Here is a 17,104-nt window from a genome sequence, read left to right as displayed (position 1 = left end):
TTCCCAAGCCGCCTTTACCGCTCGCCGCGGATGGTCCGGCGCAGCTTCGGGACGCGCTCGGCGAGCGGGCGTTCCGCACCACGCTGCGTCGGCTCGTAGTAGTCCCTGCCGACCAGCTCGTCCGGCGGGTACTGCTGCGCCAGCACGCCTTCCGGGACGCCGTGCGGGTAGCGGTAGCCCTGGGCGTTGCCCAGCTTCTTGGCGCCCGCGTAGTGGCCGTCGCGCAGGTGCGGCGGGACGCTGCCGGCCAGCCCGGCGCGGACGTCGGCCAGCGCGGCGTCGATGCCGGTGACGACGGCGTTCGACTTCGGGGCCGTGGCCAGGTGGATCGTCGCCTGCGCGAGCGCCAGCCTGCCCTCGGGCATGCCGATGAACTGGACGGCGTGCGAGGCCGCGACCGCCGCCTGCAGCGCCGTCGGGTCGGCCATGCCGATGTCCTCGCTGGCGTGCACGACCAGGCGCCGGGCCAGGAACCGCGGGTCCTCCCCCGCCTCGATCATCCGGGCCAGGTAGTGCAGCGCGGCGTCGACGTCGGACCCGCGGATCGACTTGATGAACGCGCTGATGATGTCGTAGTGCTGGTCGCCGTCGCGGTCGTAGCGCACCGCCGCCTTGTCCACAGTGGACTCGACGATCGGCAGGTCGATGGTCTTCGCCTCGGTGGCCGACGCCGCGTCCGCCGCCGCTTCGAGCGCGGTCAGCGCGCGGCGGGCGTCACCGCCGGCGAGCCGGACGAGGTGGGCGCGGGCGTCCTCGGTCAGCGTCAGCTCGCCGCCGAGGCCGCGGTCGTCGGTCAGCGCGCGCTCGATCAGCCGCGTGATGTCCTCGTCGGTCAGCGGGCGCAGCTGCAGCACCAGCGAGCGCGACAGCAGCGGCGAGACGACGGAGAACGACGGGTTCTCGGTGGTCGCCGCGACCAGCAGCACCGTGCGGTCCTCGACCGCGCCGAGCAGGGCGTCCTGCTGGGTCTTGGAGAAGCGGTGCACCTCGTCGATGAACAGGACGGTGTTCTCGGTGTTGTACTGCCGGCGCCGCCGGGCCTCCTCGATGACCCCGCGCACCTCCTTGACCCCCGCCGAGAGCGCCGACATCGCGACGAACCGGCGTCCGGTGGCGATCGAGACCAGGTTGGCCAGGGTCGTCTTCCCGGTGCCGGGCGGGCCGTAGAGCAGCACGGACGCCGGAGCGGCGCCCTCGACCAGCCGGCGCAGCGGGGCACCTTCGCGCAGCAGGTGCTGCTGGCCGACGACCTCGTCGAGCGAGCGCGGCCGCATCCGCACGGCCAGCGGGGAGCTCGCCGGGTCCGCCTGCCGCTCGTCCGCGTTCGACGTCGTCCGCTCGGGCGGCGGCGCCACGTCGGCGTTCACGGTGAAGAGCTCGTCTTGTGCCACACGGATGACGTTAACCGACGCCACCGACAGAACCCTTGCCCCGGGGTTCGGGGGCGCGCTACCGTCGTGATGACCGGTTGACCGAAAGTGCGAATCCGGTCAACAAGTCAAACCCTCGACGGAAGAGCGGCATGAGCCATCCCAACCGCGAGCGCGGCGACCGCATCCTGGACGCGGCGGGCGAACTGCTGCTGCGCATGGGCTACCGCAAGGTGGCCGTCGACGACATCGCGCGCGCGGCCGGCATCGGCAAGGGCACCGTCTACCTGCACTGGCGCACCAAGGAACTGCTGTTCCAGGCGCTGATGATGCGGGAGTCGGCCGATCTGACCGAGGTCATCCTGGACGGGATCAAGGCCGACCCGGCGATGATCCTGCCGCACCGGATGATCTCGTCGTCGTTCCTCGCCACCCACCGGCGGCCGCTGGTGATGGCGATGATGCGCGGCAACGCGGAGCTGTTCGGCTCGCTCGGCGACCTCGCGCTGCGCAAGCAGCAGCAAGCGCTGAGCGGCCACTTCGAGGACGCCATGCGCCGGCACGGGCTGGTCCGCACCGACGTCCCGAACCTGGACTACGCGCTCAACGCCACGTCGATCGGCTTCTACCTGACCGACGTGGTGTCCGCCAAGTTCGAGAGCATCCCGATCGAGGAGCGGGCCGACGCCCTCGCGTACACGATCCGCGTCGCGTTCGAACCGCCCGGGGAACCCGATCCCGCGGCGGTCGCGAAGGTGGCCGCGGAACTCACAGCGGCGCTCGAGGAGCTCGTCTCGGGCTACCGGCAGGGGATCTACGCACACGATCCCACCGAGGATCCCGGCTGATCCCGGGCCCACCAAGGGAAAAGGGGCGGACATGACCACCACACTCGCCGACACCTGGGGACTGCACGAATCCCAGTTCTGGCTGCGGGGCAAGCAACCGGCCGAGCGCGTGCGGCACGCGGCCGACCTCGGGTTCTGGAACGTCTACGGGCACCCGGAAGCCGAAGAGATCCTCCGCGACCCGGGGACCTACTCCTCGGACACCACCCGGCTGGTGCCGAAGGAGCTGCTCGAGGACGTCGACCTGGCGGCGATGTCGGCGGGCAACCTGCTGCAGCTGGACCCGCCGCTGCACAACAAGATGCGCAAGCTCGTCAGCCGCGCGTTCACGCCGAAGGTCGTCGCCGACCTCGAACCGCGCATCGCCGCGGTGACGACCGAAATGCTCGACGAGGCCGGCGGTTCCGGCCGGCTGGAGCTGGTCGAGGACCTGGCCTACCCGTTGCCGGTGATCGTGATCGCGGAGCTGCTGGGCGTCCCCGCGAGCGACCGGCACCTGTTCAAGGGCTGGGTGGACAAGCTGCTCAACTCCTCCGAGCAGTTCTCGCTGAAGGAGCAGAGCGAGGAGAACCAGGCGTCGGTCAAGAAGTCGCTGGAAGGCCAGAAGGCGCTCGTCGAGTACCTCGGCGAGCACGTCGACGAGCGGCGCACCCGGCCGCGCGACGACCTGCTGACGAAGCTCGTCGAGGCGGAGCTCGACGGCGAGAAGCTGACCCGCAACGAGGTCGTCAACTTCGCGAACGTGCTGCTGCTGGCCGGGCACATCACCACCACGATGCTGCTCGGCAACGCCGTGCTGTGCCTCGACACGCACCCGGAGTGGGACGAGCGGGCCCGCGCCGACCGGGCCCTGGTGCCGCCGCTGATCGAGGAGTCGCTGCGCTACCTCTCGCCGTTCGCGGCGGTCGCCCGCACGACGAACCGCGAGGTGCAGCTGGGCGGCGCGACGATCCCGGCCGAGCAGATGCTCATGGTCTGGGTGGCGGCGGCCAACCGCGACGAGCGCGTGTTCGCCGAGCCGGACACGTTCGACCCGCTGCGCGACCCGAACCCGCACCTGGCGTTCGGCCGCGGCATCCACTTCTGCATCGGCGCGCCGCTCGCGCGGCTCGAAGGGCGGGTGGCGCTGAACACCCTGTTCGACCGCTACCCGGCGCTGCGCACGATCCCGGGTGAGCCGCCGAAGTTCCAGGTGAACCCGAACATGACCGGCGTGCGGGAGCTGCCGCTCACCACGGGCTGAACCGGTTGCGCCCTGGGCGAAACCACTCGCCCGGGGCGCGTCCGTGCCCGAGGGTGGGCGGATGCGGATAGCGGTGCTCTCGGACATCCACGGCGTCCTGCCGGCGCTGGAAGCGGTGCTGGCCGAACCGGACGTCGTCGCGGCGGACCGGATCGTGCTGCTGGGCGACATGCTCGCCGGGCCGATGCCGGTCGAAACCCTGGAGCGCCTGGTTTCCCTGGGCGAGCGCGCGGTGTGGGTGCGCGGCAACGCCGACCGCGAGCTGGCGGCGTCCGCGCGCGGCGACGGGAAGTTCGTGCCGGACCCGATCTTCCCGTGGGCGGCGCGGCAGCTGCGTCCGGGCGATCTGCCGGTCCTGGACGCGCTCCCGCTGACGGTCACGCTCGACGGCGTCCTGTACTGCCACGCGACCCCGCGCGACGACACCGAGATCGTGCTCGTCGACAGCTCGTTGGAGCGCTGGGCAGAAGTCCTGGACGGCGTGGTTGCGTCCACGGTGGTGCTCGGTCACACCCACATGCCGTTCACGCGGCTGGCGGACCGGCGGCTGATCGTGAACCCCGGCAGCGTCGGAATGCCTTACGGGACCGGGGGTGCACACTGGGCGTTGCTCGGCGACGGCGTCGAACTGCGGCGCACGCGGTACGACGTCGAGGCGGCGTGCCGGTTCCTGGTCTCGCACTGTGCTTATCCGGACATCGAGCAGTGGGCGGACTTCTTCGTCCGCAACCCGGCTTCGGACGCCGAGGCGTTGCGGGTGTTCAGCGCGTCCGGACCGAGTTCCACATGATGACCGCGGCGTAGGGCAGGAACTCGCGGCCGCGGCGCCACAGCCACGGAATCCCCTTCAGCACCAGCCATCCCACGTGTCCCGTGGTGCTCGGCTCGACCCCACCGCCGCAGGTGAGGCTCACCGGCTCCGGCACGTCGAACCCGGCGTCGGCGAGCAGCCCGGTGAAGCCGTCCGCGAGCATCCGGTGCCCCAGTTCGGAGGGGTGCAGCCGGTCGACGCTCCACGCCGTCAGGTCGTACGCGCCGGGCAGCCGGTCGAGGTCCAGGCAGGGCACGCCTTCGCGGGCGACGACGACGTCGATGGCCGCGTTCAGCTCGGCGACGCGGGCGCTGAGGGCGCGCTTGAGGGCCGGCGGGAGGCGGAACACCTTGCTGTGGTCGTGGAACCGGACGGGGATGACGGTGGTACCGACCGCACCGAGCCGCCGCACGACCTCGGTGAGATCGGCGGCGATGGCACCGGCGTCGAAGTCGGGCCGCAGGGTGTCGTTCATCCCGGCGACCACGAGCGCCACATCAGGCCGGTGCGCCACGGCGGCGGGCACCTGCTCGCCGAGCACACAGCGCATCCGGGCGCCGGTGAAGGAGGGATTGAGGTAGCCATCGGAACCGACCCCGAGCGCCGCGGCGACCAGCGGGCCGACACCACGCCACCCCCCACGCCGAGGCAGGGGATCCCCCAGCCCGACGGCGGTCGAGTCCCCGAGCACGACGAGCCGCCGCGCTCGCCTGAGCGCCGGGACGCTCGGGACGCTTGGGACCGCTTTGAGCGCGGGCCTGGAGGGTTCGGGACAGGGAGTGACTTCGATGCTGGTCACGGTCACGCCCAAAACCATCGGCCACGGAGACTCACCTGCGGTGAGGACGAGGTAAAGCGACCGCGACACCACGCCGAATTCTTGACACTCGGCTCACGAATGTCCGAAATGTCCCGCGCCTGACGCCTCCGCCCTCCCCTGCAGGGATTCCGGTGCAGTCGGTACAAGCGTTCGTCACGCGCCTTCCGGAACGGCCTGCACGCCACCGCGAGCGGCCATCACGGTGACGGAAGCGGCCGACACACCGCCCGAAATGGCCGACACACCGCCCGAAGTGGCCAACACGGCCCACGGCGACCGTCGGCGAAGCCGCCTGCCGGCCTGGTGGGCGCTCCGGTCGCGGCGTTGGCCGTTCCGGGGCCGCTGCCGTGATTGCCCAGGTCGCTGCGGTAGTCGCTCCAGGCGCCGTGTTGGCTGTCCCGGGCGCCGTGTTGGCTGCCCCGGGCGCCGTGTTGACTGCGCTCGTCCTCGCCGGGACCGCTCGAAGGACAACTTGGCCGGGCCCCACCCTCCCTGGGGGCCGACCCCGCATCCAGCGTATCGCCGGGGCCCGACGAAAAGGCCGGGAGAAGCCGTACACGGGCCGGCTTGTCCACATCACGGCCGGGCTGTGGACAAGCGGGGCCTGCCGTGAGTGGTTAGCCGGGTTGGAGCGGACCTGCTTTGGTGACCTGACGGTTCCCGGCTGCGGTTTGTGGTTGCCGAGGCTGGCGTGGTCGCTGGGGCATTGCGGCTGGGGGTCGTGAGTGTTTAGGAGGGGCAGAACACTCCCGACCGGTACCGGTGTGGCGCGTGTGACTTCTGGTACGGCGGAGCCGGCTTGCGGCGGCTGGGTGCCGGGCCTGCGTGATGCTGGCGAGCGGTATCCCGGTCGCGAGTTGGCGGCCGGGTTCCGACCCGACTGATCCCTCGCGTGGAGACAGAGCCGCGGAAACCGGAAAGCGCGCCGGGCTCGGCGAGCTGCGTGGCCGGCCGGGAGAACCGGCTGTTCGCCGACCGGCGCGGCCGGGCGTGGGCAAGTCTGGCCGGGGTCAGCAAGGTGCGAAGTCGGACGCCGGGCCAGGCGACCCGACACGCGGGGTCGGCCCGGGGGATCTCGCCACCGGGATCGCGGTCGTTGCGCCGCGCCAGCCCGTCCGAAAGAACCGGACGAACCGTCAGCGGAAGGCCGGGTAGAACGCCAGGTCCGCGTGCGGGCCCAGCCGTGCCGCCAAGGCCGCCGCCACCTTTGACGAGAACTCCGAGACCGCCGTCATGCGGACGTAGCCCGCGTGCTTGGCCAGGTCGCGCCACCACGTCACCAGGGCCGCCTCGCGGCTCACCGGGGCCGCGTGGCGGGAGAGGTCCAGGGCGCCCAGTTCCTCGCCCGTGATCAGCCAGACTCGCAGCAGCTCGCTCGACGTCAGGTGGCCGGCCAGCGCCTCGTCGTCGGCGAAGGCGGGCCACACGCCCGCCACCTCCGCGCGCCACGCCGCGATCATCGCCTCGCTCATGCCGGCGGGCAGCGCCAGCGCGTCCGGCCAGCTGGCGAACGGCAGCCGCAGGTTGGCGGCGTCGACCAGTGCCGACCGGACCCGGCCGTGCTCGAAGTCGAGGAACCGCACCCCCTCGCCGGTGACCAGGTTGTTGTCGGGGCTGAGCTCCACCGGGCTGAACGCGCGGAAGGCCGTCGACCGGGACTGCTCGACGGCGTGCGTGACCGCGTCGAGCACCGCTTCCGGCACCGGGGTGCCCAGCCGGTCCTGGATCAGCGACGGGACGCGCGCGCAGATCTCGTCGACGTCGTCGTGGTCGCACTTCGCCGGTCCGCCGAGCCGGCGCAGCAGGGCGTTGAAGTCGGCCTCGCGCCCGGCGGTGTTCGCGTGCAGCCGGCCCAGCGACCGGGCCCAGGACAGCAGCGCGCGCTCGGCGGCGCGGGAGTCGCGGGCGTGGAGCTTGTCCTCCAGGGTCGCCGTGCGACCGAGGTCCTCCAGCACGAGCACGCGGTCGCGGCCGTCGTGGGCCAGCAGTTCCGGGCACATCCGATCGTCCGGGGACAGCGCCGTGAACAGCTGGTAGCTGACCGCCTCCTGGGCGAACGAGTCCTCCTCGCCCGGCGCCGGACGATCCGGGTAGTGCTTGATGACCAGCGTGCGCGGCAGCGCGAAGGACGACGACACCACTCTCGCGCGGACGACCGTGGCCGGTCCGCTGCCCGCGAGGTCCTCGGGCGAAACCAGCGTGATCGCACTGCCGAACCGGCGCGAGAGAACGGACTCGCCCGCCGCGACCGCGGCGGCGATGTCCTGCTCGGCTCCTGCCCCGACCCCAGCGTCGCCGGTGGAGGAGGTGTCGACTGTCATTGTCACCGACCCTACTCGTGACTGAGCAACCATGACTACTGACATCCGGACAACAAGGGGCATCCCGCCCGGATGCGAGTCGCCCGCGACACCGCGGACGCATCCCCTGCCGGGAACGTTGCCCAGTTCCGCTCGGGATCAACACAATGGCCGCTGCTGCAACGATTCCGAGAACGCTCTCGCCGTACCGGCCCGCTGCTCGGGAACACGTGCCCACTCCCCCGCGGCCGCCGGTGCCGACGTTGTCGTCAGCGGACCGGCAAACACCGCACGACCAGCGACGGTACGCCGATCCGGAACACGGCGTCGAGCGTCACCGGGCACCCGCGAGACCCGCGGGTGCCCGGCGGCGATCAGTGCTGCGGGGCGGGGGCGGCCGGCTTCGCGTCGATGCCGGCCTCCTTGCGCTGCTGCGCGGTGATCGGCGCGGGCGCCGCGGTCAGCGGGTCGTAGCCGCCGCCGGTCTTCGGGAACGCGATCACGTCACGCAGCGAGTCGGCCTTGGCCAGCAGCATGACGATGCGGTCCCAGCCGAACGCGATGCCGCCGTGCGGCGGCGGGCCGAACGCGAAGGCGTCGAGCAGGAAGCCGAACTTCTCCTGCGCTTCTTCCTCGCCGAGGCCCATCAGCGAGAAGACGCGCTTCTGCACGTCGCCGCGGTGGATACGGATCGAGCCACCGCCGATCTCGTTGCCGTTGCAGACGATGTCGTAGGCGTAGGCCAGGGCGTTGCCCGGGTCCTGCTCGAACTTGTCGATCCACTCCGGGGTCGGCGAGGTGAACGCGTGGTGCACGGCGGTCCACTTGCCGGAACCGACGGCGACGTCGTCGCCGATGTCCTCGACCGGCGCGAACAGCGGGGCGTCGACGACCCACACGAACGACCAGGCGTCCTCGTCGATCAGGCCGAGGCGCTTGCCGATCTCGTCACGCGCGGCGCCGAGCAGCGGCTGCGTGCTCGCGGCCTTGCCGGCGGCGAAGAAGACGCAGTCGCCGGCCTTCGCGCCCGCGGCGGCGGCGACGTTCTCGCGCTCGGTCTCGGACAGGTTCTTGGCGACCGGACCGCCCAGCGTGCCGTCCTCGTTGACGAGGATGTACGCGAGGCCGCGCGCGCCGCGCTGCTTGGCCCACTCCTGCCACGCGTCGAGCTGGCGACGCGGCTGCGAAGCGCCGCCCGCCATCACGACCGCGCCGACATAGGGCGCCTGGAACACGCGGAACGGCGTGTCGGCGAAGAACTCCGTCATGTCGGTGATCTCGAGGTCGAAGCGCAGGTCCGGCTTGTCCGAGCCGTACTTGGCCATCGACTCGAGGTAGGTGATGCGCGGGATCGGCCGCGGGATCTCGTGCCCGATCAGCTTCCACAGCGCGGTGACGATGTCCTCGCCGACCTTGATGACGTCGTCCTGCTCGACGAAGCTCATCTCGATGTCGAGCTGGGTGAACTCCGGCTGCCGGTCGGCGCGGAAGTCCTCGTCCCGGTAGCAGCGCGCGATCTGGTAGTACCGCTCCATGCCGCCGACCATGAGCAGCTGCTTGAACAGCTGCGGCGACTGCGGCAGGGCGTACCAGGACCCGGGCTTGAGCCGGGCCGGGATCACGAAGTCGCGGGCGCCTTCCGGGGTGGAGCGGGTCATCGTCGGCGTCTCGATCTCGACGAAGTCCTGCTCGTGCAGCACCTCGCGGGCGGCGCGGCTGACCTCGCTGCGCAGCCGCATCGCCGCGGCCGGGCCGCTGCGGCGCAGGTCCAGGTAGCGGTGCTTGAGGCGGATCTCCTCGCCGACGTCGACCCGGTCGTCGATCGGGAACGGCAGCGGCGCGGCCTCGGACAGCACCTCGAGCTCGGTCGCGAGGACCTCGATCTCGCCGGTCGGGATCTCGGCGTTCGCGTTGCCGTCGGGGCGCTTCGCGACCTCACCGACGATCTTGACGCAGAACTCCGAGCGCAGCGCGTGGGCGCGCTCGGCCATCTCGCCCTCGCGGAAGACGACCTGGGCCACACCGCTGGCGTCGCGGAGGTCGATGAAGATGACGCCGCCGTGATCTCGCCGCCGGGCCACCCATCCGGTGAGGGTGACGGTCTGTCCGGCCTGCTCGGCACGCAGGGTGCCGGCGTTGTGAGTGCGGAGCACTGCGACTGCTCTCCTTCGACATGGGCGGTTCTCGCTGCCTGGAAAGGCTAACGAACCACCCAGCCTACGACGTCGGCAGGTTTGACTTGCTCCGCGGTCCCGGCGTCAGAGCACGAACTTGGGGCGGGCCTCCAGCGCGGCCACCAGCCGGTGGGCCTGGGCGAGGTAGGCGGCGACCTGGTAGATCCGCCCGCCGGGGTGCGAGACCAGCCAGTTCGCGGCCGCCGACGCCGATGCGAAGAACGGCTGCCCGGCGCAGGCGACGGCGTCCACGCGGTCGAGGTCGAAGCCGAGGTCGACCGCGGCGACGACGGCGGAGGCCGGGTCGGCCTGCAGGATCCCCCACGGGGTGAGCTCGATCCGGATGCGGGTGCCGGTGACCGGGCAGGTCGCGACGGCGTGCACGCGCTCGTTGGTCGCCAGGGCCAGCAGGAACATGTCGACGGAGCCGTCCGGGCCTGCCCCGAGGGTGCCTTCGGCGGGCTCGAGCCGCTGGTGGCTCCCGCGCGGCGCGGGTCCGGTCGAGACGAGGTCGCGGTGCAGGGTGAAGCCGATCAGCTCGACGAGCCGGCGCGCTTCGGCCGGGGTGACGCCGACGGTCCCGGCGAGCCGGTCGACGCCCACCGGGTGCCGGCCGGCCCGGGTCAGCTTCAGCGCGGCCCAGGCGAGCCGGGCCGCCGCGACACGGTCGGTCTGCGAGGTCGTCAACGTCCGGCTCCTTTCGGATCGATCCCTTCGACGTTAGGCGTCGGTGAGGGCGCCCGACAACGACACGATCGGACATTTTCCCGCAAGCACCCGACACCACCCGCCGGGTTACGGCGAACGGTGCAGTGTCACGGTTGTCGGGGGTGACGGCCTCACTCACACGGCCGCCCGGTGGGAGGATCACGTACCGCAATCGTGGTCCATAAAGGACAGTCAAAGGACTCGGTGCGGACGCTGACCCACTGGGCCATCAGAGTAGCCGGAATCGCCCAGCGAGCGGGAGCCGTCCCGCTGAGTGAGCACCGGACGCGCTCCGCCGTGACAGGGCACCGCGAGGCCGTCACAGCAACCGCAGCTGTTCGGCGGGCGGTACGTCCTCCCCCCGCGACGGCACCGGCGGCTCCGGCGGCTCCGGTGTCCGTACCTCGTACCCCGTCTTCGGGGCCAGCCCGTGCCGTCGCAGCAGCGGCGCCACCCGCTCGCCGAGCCGCTCGCGGTACGCCTTCTGCACGTAGCTGCCTTTCGCGTACAGCTCCCGGTAGCGCGGGACCAGCGCCGGGTACGTGCCCGCCAGCCAGCGGCCGAACCACTCGCGGGCGCCCGGGCGCAGGTGCAGCGGGATGACCGTGACGCTCGACGCGCCCACCTCGGCCAGCCGCGCGAACAGCGCGTCGAGGGCCTCGGCGGAGTCGGTCAGCCACGGCAGCACCGGCGCCACCAGTACCGAGCACGGCAGCCCGGCCTCACGGGCCTTGCGGACGAGCTCCAGCCGCGCCTGCGGGCTCGGCGTGCCGGGTTCGAGACGGTGCTGCAGCTCGCGGTCGAGCAGCGCGATCGACACGGCGAGGCCGACCGGGACGTCCGCCGCGACGCGCTGCAGCAGCGGCAGGTCCCGGGCCAGCACGGTGCCCTTCGTGAGCACCGACAACGGCGTGCCGGACCGCGCCAGCGCCGTGATGATGCCCGGCATCAGCCCGTAACGGCCCTCCGCGCGCTGGTACGGGTCGGTGTTGGTGCCCATCGCGACGGGCTCGCGCCGCCAGGACGGCCGGTTCAGCTGCGCCGCCAGCACCTGCGGGGCGTTGACCTTGACGACGACCTGGGTGTCGAAGTCGCGGCCGGCGTCGAAGTCCAGGTAGGTGTGGGTGTTCCGGGCGAAGCAGTTGTGCGACACCATGCCGTCGGCGATGAAGTCGCCGGTGCCGGTGGTGATGTCGAACAGCGGGAGCTGCAGGCCCAGCGGCTCGATCGCCTCGACGCGCCGCCGGCTGGCGCCGATCACCGAGCCGTCGAGCGAGCGTTTCCAGGCGACCGCCGGGTTGCTCAGGTGCAGGAACCGGAGGACCTCGCCGGCGCCGCCGAGCAACCGGACCTCTTGGCGCGTCGGGAACTTCGGCACTTCGTCGAGCTGGTGCGCGAAGCCGAAAGCGGTGAGCGCGGCCGCGAAGGCGTCGGCGATCTCCGGCTCGTCGTGCGCGACGGACAGCATCCCGCGGCCGTGGCTGCCGGCGAGGTCGAAGACGCCGGCGAGGAACCCGCGCCGCCAGTGCGCGTCCGGGTCGGCGGGCACCTTCAGGAAACCGACCGACGCCCCGAAGTCGGGCAGGTACTCCAGCGCCCGCGCGGCCGCGTCCGCCTCCGCGCCGAACCCGCCGGAGCGCAGCATCCCGCACAGGTAGCCGGCGCGGTAGCCGAGCGTCTCGTCGGGCGTCGGCGCGAACCGGCCGACGCCGATCAGCTCCGCCCCGGGGGTCAGGTGCGGCCGCTGGGCGGCGCCGAGCTTGCTGCCGGTGACGTGCTTCCAGCCCTTCGAGGTGAGGAACCGGTGATCGCCGCTCGCGACGAGCCGCGTGCCGTCGTCGAGGGTGACGCGGTAGGCGTCGCGCACCGTCGTCCAGTGCGCGAGCACCGTGGTCGGCACCAGCCGCCGGGCCGCGCCGTGGCCGCGGGTGCCGTAGATCGCGTCGCCGGCCTTCAGCTCCGACAGCGCTCGCGTCCGGCCGTCGGCGAGCAGGATCCGGGTGCCGCCCTCCAGGCAGTAGGTACAGGCGTGGGAGCAGCCGCGGTACGGGTTGACCGTCCAGCTGAACGGCACCCCGGAGCCGGCAGGCACCTTGTTCAGCACCGAGCGGGCGTTCACCTCGTGAAAGGTGACGCCGTCGAATTCCGGTGACCGCACGGAACGCACCAGGCCTTCCAGCCCGGGCAGTGCCGGCTCACCCTCCCCTGCTCGCTGCCGATCCCATCGCACCCCGGCAGTCGAACACATGTTCTATTGGGGTGTCAAACGCGTTCGCGGCGGGTGGGACGGGTGGTGCGGATGGGGCGTCAGGAGGTGAACCGGTCCAGGGCGCGGATCTTGTTGGTGGCGTCCAGCGCGGCCACCTTGTAGGCCTCCGAGAGCGTCGGGTAGTTGAACACCGCGTCGACGAGGTAGTCGACCGTGCCGCCGCAGCCCATCACCGCCTGTCCGATGTGGACCAGGTCGGTCGCGCCCGTGCCGAACACGTGCACGCCCAGCAGCTTCCGGTCCTTCGTGGACACCAGCAGCTTCAGCATGCCGTAGCTGTCGCCGGTGATCTGGCCGCGCGCGAGCTCGCGGTAGCGGGCGATGCCGACCTCGTAGGGCACCGACGACGACGTCAGCTGGGCCTCAGTCGCCCCGACGTACGAGATCTCCGGGATCGTGTAGATGCCGATCGGCTGCAGCGCGCCGAGGCCGTTCGCCGGCTCGCCGAACGCGTGGTAGGCCGCGAGCCGGCCCTGGTCCATCGACGTCGCCGCGAGCGCCGGGAAGCCGATCACGTCGCCGACGGCGTAGATGTGCGGGACCTCGGTGCGGTAGTGCTCGTCGACGACGAGCCGGCCGCGCTCGTCCGCGGCCAGCCCGGCCGCCTCCAGCGCGAGCGAGCCGGTCATGCCCTGGCGGCCGGCGGAGTACATCACGCCGTCGGCCGGGATGCGCTTGCCGCTGACCAGGGTGGTGATCGTCGCGTCGTCGGACACCGCGACGTCGGCGACCTTCTCGCCGAACCGGAACGTGACGCCGAGGTCGCGCAGCTGGAACTTCAGCGACTCCACGATCTCGGGGTCGCAGAAGTCGAGCATCTGGTCGCGCTGCTCGACCACGGTGACGCGCGAGCCGAGCGCGGCGAACATCGACGCGTACTCGATGCCGATCACGCCCGCGCCGACCACGACGAGCGACGACGGGATCTGTTCGAGCCGCAGGATCTCGTCGGAGTCCAGCACGCGGGCGGCGTCGAAGTCGACGTGCCCGGGCCGCGCGGGCCGGGTGCCGGTGGCGATCACGACGTAGTCCCCGGTCAGCGTCCGGCGGTCCCCGGCGTGCTTGCCGTCGACGACCACGGTGTGCGGGTCGGCGAACGAGCCGAGGCCGGCGACCAGGTCGACGTGGTTGCGCATCAGCTGGGCGCGCACCACCTGGACCTCGCGCCCGACCACGTGGTGGGTGCGCGCCAGCAGGTCGGCGATGGTGATGTCCTGCTTGACCCGGTAGCTGGCGCCGTACAGCTCGCGCTGGTTCATGCCGGTCAGGTAGAGCACCGCTTCGCGCAGGGTCTTGGACGGGATCGTGCCGGTGTTGACGCACACCCCGCCGACCATGTCGTGCCGGTCGACGACCGCCACCTTCTTGCCCAGTTTCGCGGCCGCGATGGCGGCCTTCTGCCCACCCGGGCCCGAACCGATGACGATGAGGTCGTACTCGTGCTCGCTCACGGTGTCGAGCCTGCGCACCCGGAGCCCGCCGCGCAACCCCCAGCGGGTGAAGAGGGGCGCACGGTCAGGCCCGGAGGGCTCCCCGGCGCCGCTGCCAGTCGGTCACCGCGTCCAGACCGGACTCGATCTCCTCCGTGAGCAACGCCGTCAGCTGCGCCGCGACGTCCACGCCGAGCAGCTTGCCGGCCCGGCCGTCCGAGATCAGCGCCAGCGCCTCCCACGGCGACGTCGCCAGCTCGGCCGCGGTCGTCCCGGCCGGCGGCGGCGTCAGGCCCTCCTCCAGCCCGAACCGCCCGGCCGCCAGCAGGGCCGCGACGACCAGGTGGGGCTGGGCGTCGGCGCCCGGGAAGCGGAACTCGAGGCGGCGGTTCGCCGCGGGCCCGGCCACGCGGACCGATGACGTCCGGTCGTCGTGGCCCCAGCGGATCTCGCGCGGGGAGAACGGCGCCGTCCGCAGCCGGACGTAGCCGTTCCACGTCGGCGCCCACACGGCCGTCAGCGCCCGCGCGTCCCGCAGCACGCCCGCCAGGAACCCGCCCAGCAGGTCCGGCCCGGAACCGTCCACGGCGGACAGTGACAGGTGGACGTGCCCCGAGTTGCCCTGGCCGGGCGCGGGCGCCGCGAGGTAGTCGGCGGTGACGCCGTGGCGCGCCGCGACCCGGCGGACGATCAGCTGCTGCAGCAGGACGTCGTCGCAGGCGGCGAGGGCGTCGCGGTGGCGCAGCACGATCTCGTACTGGCCCGGGTGGCACTCCGCGCGCGCCGACTCGACGCCCAGCCCGGCCTCGTCGAGCGCCACCCGCAGGTCGCGCAGCAGCGGCGCCAGGCGTTCGGTGCCGCCGACCGCGTAGTCGACGCCGTGCGCGGTGAGCGGCGCGCCGGCCGCGTCGCGGAACACCACCTCGTGCTCGATGCCGACCGACGGCACCAGCCCGAGCCCTTCGAGCGCTTCGAGCTGTCCGCGCAGCACCTCGCGCGGGGCCAGCTCCGCGGCCGGCCCGGACGGCCACTCGGCGTCGCACACCACCGCCCACGTCCGGTCGCCGAGCGGGATCGCGCTCGCCGCGTCCGGCCGCATCCGCAGGTCGCCGTAGCCTTCCAGGTAGCCACCGAGCGCGCCGGACTCCGGCAGCGCCGCGCGCTCGGGCGTCCACGCGAAGACGTAGCTGCAGACGCCGTAGCCGTCGGTGAGGACGTCGGCGGCGAACGGCGCGGCCAGCTCGACGGCGGCGAAGCGGGCGTGCGGGTCGGGCACCAGCAGGAGCAGCCGCGCGCCGTCCTCGGCGAGTACGCCGCGCAGCACACCTTCCCCGGTCACGGCCGCCGCGCGCCGGGCGGCCAGCGACCGCGGGCCGGCCGGGCGCGCGAACGGCGTCACCACGCGCCGCCGGGATCCGCGCGGTGCAGCGGGTTCGGCACCCGGCCGAAGCGGACGTCGAACTCGTCGTCGCGCTCCACCTTGTCGAAGCCCTGCCCGGCGAAGTGCTCGCGGTTGAGCGTGACGCGCTCGACGTCCGGCGCGAACAGCCGGCACGCGTCGAACCGCGCGGCGACGTCCGGGTTCTCGTCGCGGTAGCGGCCGACGATCTCGCGCACCGGCGCCCAGAACCTCGCCCGCGGCAGGCCCAGCTCGTCGAGGAGAACCTCGGCCCAGAACCGGAACTGCCCGGAGAACACCGAGCTGAACAGCGACTGCGCGAGCAGGTGCGCGGGCCAGCGCAGCATGTCGGCGGCCGCCTCGGGCGGGAGGCTTTCGTAGCTTTCGAGCTGTTCGTCGAGCAGGTCGACGCCCTGGGCGAAGTCCTTGATCAGCACCCGCTGCGGCACACCGGCGGCGTCGGCGACGAGGATCAGGTTCTGGCCGTGCGGGCAGAACCCGACGCCGTGGCGCAGCAGCCACTGCAGCAACGGCGTGAGCGTCAGGTCGAACAGCCGCGTCAGCCACGCCGCCGGGTCGCCGTCGCCGATCAGGTGGGCGAGCACCGAGACGCCGTCGGGCCCGCGATAAGGCAGTGCGGCGAACGAGATCGCGCGCTCCCCGTCCGCCAGGTGCGCGGTGAGGGGTTCCCGCCACAACGCGCCCAGGGTCTCGTGGAACCGGTACGGCAGCTCCTCCAGGTGCCCGAACAGCGGGTGCTTCACCGACACGCTCGCGACCTCGCCGAGCAGCCCGAAGCGGTACTTCTCGGCCAGCAACGGATCACCGGCGCTGACCCGGCGCAGCCACGACGTCACCGACGGCCCGGCGAGCGTGGCCGCGGAGTTGAGCCCCCGGTAGACGAGCGTGTTGCGCACCGACACCGCGGTCTTGACGTCGTGCCGGCCGGGCGTGCTGACGTTCGCGAGCGTCCGGACCGTCTGGTGCGCGCGGTAGCCGTCGGCGCTCTCGCCGAGGTCGATCATGACACCGGTGGCGAGCTCGGCGGCGTAGAGCGTGCCGAGGATTTCGTCAGCCTGCCACGGGTGCACCGGCACCCACACGTAGTCCTCGGGCGCCCGCCCGGCGAACTCCGCGCGCAGGTCGCCGAGTTCGGCGGCCAGCAAGGCGTCCCGGCTCAGCTCGTCGACGCAGCGGAACTCGGCGTGCTCGGGGTGGACGGCGAACCAGCGCAGCCGGACGTCGGCCCCGGCCTCCGGCGCGTAGCGAGCCCGGTCGAGCGCCGAGAAGCCGACGCGGCCCTTGTTGAGCACCAGCCGCGGGTGTCCGGTCAGGTGCCCGTCGGCGACGTTGTAGTCCATTGTGGACAGATTGGCCGCGGTCGGCGCACGGCACAGGCGGGCGGCCTCGTTGGCGACCGTCGCGGTCAGCTCGGCCAGGACGTCGGCCAAGCGCAACCCGCTGAGTCCCAACGTCTTCCGGGCGTCCACGACGAGCGTGCGCGGGTCGGTGGCCGGCTCGCCGGACCGGTGCGCGCTGCCCGGACCCACCGTCCACGCGTCGAAGGCGCCGCGCCGGGCCCGGAACGTGTAGACGACGCCGTCCGGCAGTTCGAGGCGGTAGGCGTCTCCGTCCGCGACCGGTTCCAGCATGTGCTCGTACGACAGCTCGCCGAGCATCTTGTGCGTGATCAGGGCACCGGCCGCGTGCCAGGCGTCGACCTCGCTGAATC

The 17,104-nt window shown here is 72.3% G+C and carries 12 protein-coding genes; 3 read left to right on the top strand and 9 right to left on the bottom strand.

Annotation, left to right across the window (positions count from 1 at the left end):
* Positions 1–14 precede the first annotated feature (14 nt).
* Positions 15–1,391, bottom strand: a complete 1,377-nt coding sequence (locus MUY22_RS26765) for a replication-associated recombination protein A (RefSeq protein WP_247049100.1) — start codon at positions 1,389–1,391, stop codon at positions 15–17.
* A gap of 131 nt (positions 1,392–1,522) precedes the next feature.
* On the opposite strand from MUY22_RS26765, the gene MUY22_RS26760 reads away from it, so the two are divergent.
* From MUY22_RS26760 to MUY22_RS26750, 3 genes are all read left to right on the top strand, one after another.
* A complete protein-coding gene (locus MUY22_RS26760; protein ID WP_247049099.1) occupies positions 1,523–2,218 on the top strand; it encodes a TetR/AcrR family transcriptional regulator in 696 nt (231 codons plus the stop codon).
* Positions 2,219–2,249: 31 nt separating this feature from the next.
* The gene (locus MUY22_RS26755) at positions 2,250–3,461 is read left to right on the top strand and encodes a cytochrome P450 (protein WP_247049098.1); all 1,212 of its coding nucleotides are present in this window, start codon (positions 2,250–2,252) and stop codon (positions 3,459–3,461) included.
* A 61-nt stretch (positions 3,462–3,522) separates the two neighbouring features.
* Positions 3,523–4,251: a metallophosphoesterase gene (locus MUY22_RS26750; protein ID WP_247049097.1), complete on the top strand. Its 729-nt coding sequence runs from the start codon at positions 3,523–3,525 to the stop codon at positions 4,249–4,251.
* Here MUY22_RS26750 and MUY22_RS26745 read toward each other — a convergent pair.
* The 8 genes from MUY22_RS26745 to MUY22_RS26710 form a co-directional block, all read right to left on the bottom strand.
* Positions 4,223–5,089 (bottom strand): SGNH/GDSL hydrolase family protein, encoded by an 867-nt coding sequence (locus MUY22_RS26745; protein WP_247049096.1) that lies wholly within the window; start codon positions 5,087–5,089, stop codon positions 4,223–4,225. The genes MUY22_RS26750 and MUY22_RS26745 overlap by 29 nt on opposite strands.
* Positions 5,090–6,228: 1,139 nt before the next feature.
* Positions 6,229–7,413 (bottom strand): phosphotransferase, encoded by a 1,185-nt coding sequence (locus MUY22_RS26740; RefSeq protein ID WP_247049095.1) that lies wholly within the window; start codon positions 7,411–7,413, stop codon positions 6,229–6,231.
* A 353-nt stretch (positions 7,414–7,766) separates the two neighbouring features.
* Positions 7,767–9,545 carry an aspartate--tRNA ligase gene (gene aspS, locus MUY22_RS26735; RefSeq protein ID WP_247049094.1) on the bottom strand — a complete coding sequence of 593 codons (1,779 nt, stop codon included), beginning with the start codon at positions 9,543–9,545 and terminating at the stop codon, positions 7,767–7,769.
* A 105-nt stretch (positions 9,546–9,650) separates the two neighbouring features.
* Positions 9,651–10,253, bottom strand: a complete 603-nt coding sequence (gene merB, locus MUY22_RS26730; RefSeq protein WP_247049093.1) for an organomercurial lyase — start codon at positions 10,251–10,253, stop codon at positions 9,651–9,653.
* 340 nt (positions 10,254–10,593) lie between these two features.
* Positions 10,594–12,522, bottom strand: a complete 1,929-nt coding sequence (locus tag MUY22_RS26725) for an intein-containing Rv2578c family radical SAM protein (RefSeq protein ID WP_247049092.1) — start codon at positions 12,520–12,522, stop codon at positions 10,594–10,596.
* A gap of 59 nt (positions 12,523–12,581) precedes the next feature.
* Positions 12,582–13,994 (bottom strand): Si-specific NAD(P)(+) transhydrogenase, encoded by a 1,413-nt coding sequence (sthA, locus tag MUY22_RS26720; protein ID WP_247049091.1) that lies wholly within the window; start codon positions 13,992–13,994, stop codon positions 12,582–12,584.
* A gap of 64 nt (positions 13,995–14,058) precedes the next feature.
* The gene (locus MUY22_RS26715) at positions 14,059–15,372 is read right to left on the bottom strand and encodes a glutamine synthetase (protein ID WP_247064142.1); all 1,314 of its coding nucleotides are present in this window, start codon (positions 15,370–15,372) and stop codon (positions 14,059–14,061) included.
* A complete protein-coding gene (locus tag MUY22_RS26710; protein ID WP_247064140.1) occupies positions 15,369–17,051 on the bottom strand; it encodes an IucA/IucC family siderophore biosynthesis protein in 1,683 nt (560 codons plus the stop codon). Before MUY22_RS26710 ends, MUY22_RS26715 begins: the two co-directional genes overlap by 4 nt.
* Between the last annotated feature and the right edge of the window lie 53 nt (positions 17,052–17,104).

The sequence above is a fragment of the Amycolatopsis sp. WQ 127309 genome, assembly GCF_023023025.1.
Lineage (GTDB): Bacteria > Actinomycetota > Actinomycetes > Mycobacteriales > Pseudonocardiaceae > Amycolatopsis.
Note: the sequence above shows the minus strand (reverse complement) of the source record. Positions and strands in the feature narration are given on the sequence as shown.